Genomic DNA, 7,074 nt, shown 5'->3' with positions numbered 1-7,074 from the left:
CCCATGCTCAAGTCCTCGCCTTCTCCAGGACTCAGGCGGTGAACCGGATCCTTGCCGGCACCGCGATCGGGTCAAGCTGGGTCGTACAGAAAAGTACGGTCGATGACGTGCGGACCGTGTGAATCGCCACAGGTATAGTCCACTTCCCGCCAGCGGATCAAGATCGAATACAAGGTTCCCCGCAAGTCTCACGGGCTGGCACCCTCGGCCCATGCCGCGTTGCCAGTGGTTGCGAGTCGCACAGCCACTGCTACCAGGCCTCACGGTCGGGCAGGACAGTTGCGGGGACAGATCGCAAACAGGGCCCGCACTCAACGCGAATGCTCAGGCTTCCCGCTCACTTCACTCACAGCCGCAGCTCCCCATCAGGGATGTCGTCAGCGGTGGGGGTAGCACGCGCCAGAGGTCTAGACAGGAGTCTGCCGTGTCTCAATACTCCCACTCACTCTCGACCACTTCATATGAAGTAGGGGTGTTGTATGCCAAGAAAGCATCTGCGTTCCAATCTGTCGGCGGCTTTGGGATTGGCCGTCCTCATGTCTGCGCCGCAGGCTCTGTCAGCTCCGGCGGCAGCAGCCACTCTGGCCAGCTGCCCGAGCAATCTGGCCGCGTACGGGGTAAGCGACAGTTCGAATCGCCTCCTGGGCGAAACCGTGCGCGAGCGCCGGGCGTCTTGCCAGGTGGCGCCCGGCCTGACGTTCACAAAGATCGAGACCACACTTCAGGACGGCCAGACGCGGTACGTGCGGGTCGTGAGCGTCGACTTCGCAACCTTCACCGGGAAGGTCCGTGCGACTACGGGCAAAACGGTGAAGGACCGGGAACGAACCAGCGATATGGCCGGGCTTATGGCGGCCCAGGGTCTGGAGCCCCTCGCGGCAGTCAACGGAGGCTTCTTCGACATCAACTCGGCATTCTCCCCCGGTACGCTCGGAGGGCTGACGGTGGTCGACGGGACGGTCTTGAACTCCGCGTCGAACGGTGAAGCTGCTCTCACCATTGGTAATTACGGCACCAATCTCTGGATCGACAAGGTATGGAGCCAGTCCAAGGTCACGTTCACGCCCCCCGGCGGTAGCGCGAGCCAGCCCGATCACGTCGTAGACGGGCTGAACCGTGAGCCCGGGAGGATAGAGGGCTGTGGAGGAGGCTTCGGTCCCGCTGGAGTGAACGACCGCAACTCCAACACGACCAACCTGATAGACGCTCGTAAACCGCAGCTCGGTATCCACTGCCTGGACAGCGACGAAACCATCGTGTTCAGCAAGGACTTCGGTGCCCTGCCGTCTCTCTCCGGCACCGTCAGGGCTGTCCTGGTCGGCGCGGACCAAAAGGTCAAGAAGGTCTCGGACACGACCAGCGGCATGGTGGCCGGTTCCGGGGAGCACGTGGTCGTCGCCACAGGTTCGCACGCGGCATGGCTGAGGGCCGATGCAGTCGTCGGGTCGACGATGTCGCTCCCGATCCCAGCAGTCCAGAGGGGCGCTTCAGCCGAGACTGCCGTCTACTTCCCCGGCGCCAACGACGCCATCGTCAACGGCGGCCCGTGGCTGGTGAAGAACCAAGCGGTGGGACCGTTCGACTTCAGCAGCAGCACCACGCCCCAGTACTCCTATCTGACCCCGATGAATGCGCGCACCGCGGCGGGCATCACCGCCGACAGGAAGCTGCTGCTCGCGGTGGTGGACAAGAAATCGGGTCCGTCGGGGTCGGCCTATGGACTGACGATGCCGCAGCTCGCCCAGGCGATGAAGAATCTCGGCGCGACGGAAGCCATCAATCTGGATGGTGGCGGGTCGTCGACGATGTGGGTGAAGGGGGCAGTGGCGAACTACCCCTCCGACGGTGCGGGCTCGGAGCGCTATGTCGGTAACGCGATAGTCGTCACCGCCAAGTGACGTAAGAAGACGATAATCCTCGCCTCACTCCTTGGCGTCGGGCGCTGGGTTCCGAACGCAACCCAGTGCCCGAGGTGGGCCCTTCCAACCGCAGCAGCCCAGGCAGTCTCCTCACCGTGACCCCCGGCCAGGATCCGATTACCGGCCGTACCGTGCCGCTACCCGCCGCAGCCGCGAACACCGTGGCCCGGGTGGACCGAGTCGATATACCGGTCCTTCGACGCACAGCGGCGGTTCGTCTCCACCGCCTCCTGGACGAGGTGGCGCGAGGACCACCGCTCATCACCGGGCACAGGCGCTGGAGCCGGGTGTGACCGTCACTATGGCCGGCGGCCCGGCACCTGTCGCCGGCGATCCCGTCCTGCTCGGCCAGCTGGCCGCCAACCTGGTATCCAATGCCGTACGTCACAACCATGCGGGCGGGACGGCCAGGATCCGGGTGGAGTGTGACCCTGTTCAAGGGCGTGTCGGCCGTGGCCGCACGCCCTGGCGCACTGTAGGCGGGTGCACGGCGGACGGCGCGACAGGGACCGAAGGGACCGAGTTTTCACAAGGGCTGCTCCGCTCATCGTCAGGGCGCGACCGTTGTCCGTACCGTGCGATGCGGCGCATGCGGGACACCCGTGTCGCCGGCGCACTCCGGCACGGGGGACGACCATGCACGCAGCAGGACGCGGTGCGGGAGGCTCGGGCGGGATTGCGGTGTCGGTCCAGATCCTCGACAGCAGAGGTCACCATGACGACGTGGCCGTCGTCCGGACCGATGGCACCTATCGGGGCGGCTGCAAAACCAGCCTGCAGCCGCAGACCCGCATTGTGTATGACGTTCCAGCGCGATACGCGGGCTGGTGCATCGACAGCGGCAAGGACATCGGTTGGCGGTCTGTCGCGACGCCCGACCCTGCAGCGCACGTCAGCCAGCCCAGCGTCCAGTCAGGAACGTGAGGGCGAAGACCGTGGTGAAGGGGGCGCCGACGCAGAGCAACGAAATCCCCAGACGCGGCCTGCGCAAGGTGGCCGCAGCCAGGGCGACCCACAGAGGCCACCATAGAAGCATCGACCGAGGAATGGACATATACCAGTACGAGGTACCGAGCGCCCACAGGCTGCAGCCGATGTAGACGGCCTCCGGCCAACGGCGTCGCCACACGAGCAGGCCGGCCAGGCAGAGCCCGGTGATCATGGCGAGAAGTTCCGCCTGGAGCATGAACGCGTATCCGGTCTCGTAGGTGTGGTCGAAGGCTCCCTTCCAGGTGTGGGCCCACGCCTCCCACGGGGTGTGGAAGTTGCGGTACCAACCGCGTTCCTGCGCGTGTGTCCAGGCCATCCAGTCGCCTGTCCGGCTTTCGAGATACCAGCTGAAGAGACCGACCGGCAGAGCGGGCAGCGCCAGCCAGGGCAACGCCGCCCAGTGCCTGTGTTGTCGAACGGTCGTCAGGAAGTGCACGGCGATCGCGGCCGCGAGGAAGAGGCCGCTGACGCGGACGGATGTAGCCAGGGCGCACAGCACTGCTGCGAGCGGCCAGTTACACCGCTGAGCGGCGAGCCAGGCGGGCAATGCCAGTGCCAGGAAAAGCGCTTCGGTGTAGCCGACGGCCATGAAGATCGCGCAGGGCGAGAGCAGGAACAGCAGGACGGTGCGCCGGCCGGCGCTCCCATCGGGCATCTGGTACTGGGCGATGCGTGCCAGTGCCACGATGGCGACCGCCCCAGCGAGGAAGGAGATGAGTAGCCCTGCCACCGTCCAGTGCGGAACGACCGCGTGGACTGCCCTCAGTGCGAGCGGGAAGCCAGGGAAGAAGGCCTCGCGGTTGTCCCAGTCCTTCTGCCACGGTCCGTCGGTTCCCGGGAAGTAGCCGTCACGTGCGATGTTCAGGAAGTGGCTCCAGTCCCAGTGCCGGAACGGGGCGAGCAGCGGCTGCGGTGTGCGGGCGTCCTGGTCGGGCGGGAACAACCAGCGAGCGCAGTAGACCGTTATCCACACCGCGGCCCGGGTCAGCAGGTACAGCCACAGCACGTCACGGTCGAGGGAACTCAACCGCCAGGCGCGACTCGGGACGGGCTTGGCTCGGCGTCGCCGGCCGGGTTCGTCGGCCGATGCTCGGTGTGGCGGGTTCGACGGCCGTGCGGCGATACGCGGGGTCGGTATGGTGACGCGCTTCTGACGTCCTGGTTGCACCGTCGGCATGAGGGATCCCCCGGGGGCGTATGAAGATGCGGGCCCACCCGTGCAGCGCCGTGATGGCATGGGAGGGCAATGGATCGAGCATCGGCGGGCGATACGTGCTCGGCGCCTACTGCTGTGTCGAAGCCGCCGGGGGAAACGTCCGCACTCCCGACGGCGGCCTGGTGGTCGGAGGGGACGTGGTCGTGGGGGACGTGTTCGGGGGGGATGTGGTCGTGGGGGACGTGTTCGGGGGAGACGTGGTCGTGGGGGGCGCGGTCGGGGACGACGAGGGTCCGGTAGAGGGAATGGAGGAGGAAGGAAACTCCGCGGAGGGCGTGGTGGCCGGGCTGGTCGGGGCAGAGTTCCCCGGCACGAGCAGGGCAGCGGCAGTTCCTCCCCCGCTCAGAACCAGACAGGCGGCGACGGCCCAGGCGATATGCCGCCGCTGGGCGCGCCGTCCGCGCGTGGTGATGTCCGCCACGGGCAGGACCATCCGCTCACGGCCATATCGGGCGGCGTCTTCGAACAGGGACCGCAGCGGGTCCTTGGACTCAGGCATCTGGTGTCCCCTCGATCCGCGGGTCCTGGAGACGGCGGGCGAGCGCGGCACGTCCACGGGTCAGGTGCGTCTTCACTGTGCTGGCAGACGCTCCGGTCTCGGCGGCGATCTGTTCGACGGTGAGATCGCACAGGTAGTGCAAGGTCAGCGTGCGGCGCTGCTGGGCCGGCAACTGCCGTAGCGCCTCAACGAGGGCAACCTGCTCCGGCCCCGGTCCTTCGGTGTGCGGCGGCACTCCGCTGCGCTGCCAGGCCTGCGAGGTTCGGCGGCGGGATCGCCACCGACTCACCGCGAGCCGCCAGGCGGCAGTGCGGATCCATGCCTCGGGGCGCCCGTCGCGGTCGAGTTGCGACCGTCGGCTCCACCCCTTGACAAACGCCTCCTGCACCACGTCCTGTGCCTCCTGAAGGTCACCGAGCATCACGTACAACTGACCCGTGAGCCGCCCGACCGTCTGGGCGTAGAACGTCTCGAATTCCTCGACGGTCAATGCGCCACTCCCAGATCTTTGCGTCATGAGGCATACGCCCGGCTAAGGGCGTGTGGTCGACACAAGCGATGAGAAATCAGAGTGAGGGCGGTCACACCTCTTCCCGATGATGAACACGGGAAGACAGCCCGATCCCCAACGCATGGCCCATAGCCTGCGCTGCACGGGGCGAGGCCCGGCCAGGCCGGGCCAGCAGCAGTGATCCGAAAGTGGTCGAGCAGGTGACGGCGCGGGCGGCCGTTCACCAACATCCGCCTACGTGAGCAGAGCGGGGACGCAGCCCCGTCGTATCGCTCCTCCCTCACCCCGAGGTGCAGGCGCTACGGGCTGAAGTACCTGAAGTGCATGCTCGAGAACGGCTGCGCGCAGCCCACGCCCGACGCTCAGGGCAGCATCCATCACCGATTCCCCTGCACTGCGGACCGCGAGGAAGGCCCGCCGGGCTGAGGAGAAGCGCTTACATGACCGGATGAGGGACCTTGAGGAACGCAGCCACCAGTGACCACGGTCACCCCAACTGCCCGACCGTCAGTCCGGGCTGAATTCCGCCACCGACTCAGCAGCTACCTGCGGTAACTGGTGCTTCTTGCCAGTGCGGTGCGGTGCGGCGTGACCAGCATGGATAGGACCATGCCGAACAGTTCTCCCGCACCTGTGGCCACCCCTGTGCCAACCCCCGGGGCACCATCCGGTCCGTGCCCGCCGCATCCGGGCGAGGACACCATACGCGCCTGGCTGGGAAGCGTCGGTGCACAGCGAGTGGTAGCCCGGCCCGGGCCGCTGCACGGGCTGCACGAGCTCCCCGCAGATTGGCGTCTGGAGCATCCCTCGGGGCTGCCTGACCATCTGGTCCAGTTCGTCGTCGACGGAAGCTGCACCGTCTCAGCGAAAGGGGAGCACCGGCCGCTCACCGCGGGCAGCGTGTTGTGGATCCGTCCGGGCGTGCCTTTCATGCTGCGCGGTGCTGGCCCCCGGCCGACGACCGTCCACCGCTTCCGCCTCACCGGGGACCCGGCCGCCGACGCCCCACTGGGCCCTGCACTGAGCCTGGACGACGCCTGGGACCTGAGGGCCCCGTTCGACGCGTTGACGGCGGAACTGCCGTCCGCGCTGCCTTATCGGGACGAACTCGTGCGCGGTCTGCTGCTCGTGTTGTTCTCCGCTCTGTTCCGGCGGGCCAGTTGGCGGCGGGGCGGAGTGCTGCTCAGCGCTCCGGCGCGCTACGCCGTCGAGGACTACGTGGACAGCACCCTCGCCCAGCGGCCAAGGGTGGCCGATCTGGCGCGGGTCGCCGGGCTGTCCCCCGACTACTTCACGCGCGTCTTCCGCCGGACCTTCGGCATGCCGCCCCGGGAGTGGATGGTAGCTCGGCGTGTCCAGCGGGCCGCCGTGCTGCTTCAGCGGCACGACCGGTCGGTCGCGCAAGTGGCGGCGGAGCTTGGTTATAGCGACTCGTTCCTGTTCAGCAGGCAGTTCAAGGCGGTCATCGGGCTCGCCCCGCAGAACTACCGTAACTGGGCGGGGGGTTCGGTCGCCCGTGCGGTGGGCGGCTGAACCCGCAGGGCCCCGGCTCGGTCTGCTCGGCAGTGCGCCAACCGCACTGGTCATCCGCCGGCCGGGGAGCACCGTCAGCCGATGAGGACCGTTGACGCGGCGACGACCCGTGAGGTGTGCTGGAGCGCGGGGTCGTTGCACGTCGTGGCGGGGTCCTGGGCGCGGGCCGCCGGTCTTCCGCCGATGAACACCGTGGCGCTGCCGCGGGAGACCGTGCCCCTGTTGTTGGGGGGCATGCGAAACACCCCGGCCGGCGGCGCGTGCGGCGGGGTGTTCAGCGCTACGCTGCCCTCGGTCGCGGCCGGCCGGCCCGCGACGAGCACTGTGGGGCAGCACCCCTCCACCAGGGGACCTGTGAACGGCAGCGCCACAGGTGTGGGTACTGGGCCTCCGGCTGAGGGCATCA

Annotated in this window: 5 protein-coding genes; 2 read left to right on the top strand and 3 right to left on the bottom strand. The window is 67.7% G+C overall.

What is annotated here, in order from left to right; all coding sequences use genetic code 11:
* The first annotated feature begins 536 nt into the window (after positions 1-536).
* Positions 537-1,898, top strand: a complete 1,362-nt coding sequence (locus ACZ4M5_RS34095; RefSeq protein ID WP_467742869.1) for a phosphodiester glycosidase family protein — start codon at positions 537-539, stop codon at positions 1,896-1,898.
* Between the two features lie 913 nt (positions 1,899-2,811).
* Here ACZ4M5_RS34095 and ACZ4M5_RS34090 read toward each other — a convergent pair.
* Complete coding sequence (locus ACZ4M5_RS34090) at positions 2,812-4,086, bottom strand: mannosyltransferase family protein (RefSeq protein ID WP_467742867.1); 1,275 nt, start codon at positions 4,084-4,086, stop codon at positions 2,812-2,814.
* A gap of 530 nt (positions 4,087-4,616) precedes the next feature.
* The gene (locus ACZ4M5_RS34085) at positions 4,617-5,114 is read right to left on the bottom strand and encodes a SigE family RNA polymerase sigma factor (RefSeq protein WP_467742865.1); all 498 of its coding nucleotides are present in this window, start codon (positions 5,112-5,114) and stop codon (positions 4,617-4,619) included.
* Positions 5,115-5,732: 618 nt separating this feature from the next.
* On the opposite strand from ACZ4M5_RS34085, the gene ACZ4M5_RS34080 reads away from it, so the two are divergent.
* Complete coding sequence (locus ACZ4M5_RS34080) at positions 5,733-6,668, top strand: helix-turn-helix domain-containing protein (protein ID WP_467742879.1); 936 nt, start codon at positions 5,733-5,735, stop codon at positions 6,666-6,668.
* 74 nt (positions 6,669-6,742) lie between these two features.
* On the opposite strand, the gene ACZ4M5_RS34075 is transcribed toward ACZ4M5_RS34080, so the two are convergent.
* Positions 6,743-6,904, bottom strand: a complete 162-nt coding sequence (locus ACZ4M5_RS34075) for a PAAR domain-containing protein (protein WP_467742863.1) — start codon at positions 6,902-6,904, stop codon at positions 6,743-6,745.
* Between the last annotated feature and the right edge of the window lie 170 nt (positions 6,905-7,074).

This window comes from Streptomyces sp. NPDC026246, assembly GCF_055567995.1.
The sequence above is the reverse complement of the archived record's forward strand: the minus strand, read 5'-3'. Positions and strand labels throughout refer to the sequence as shown.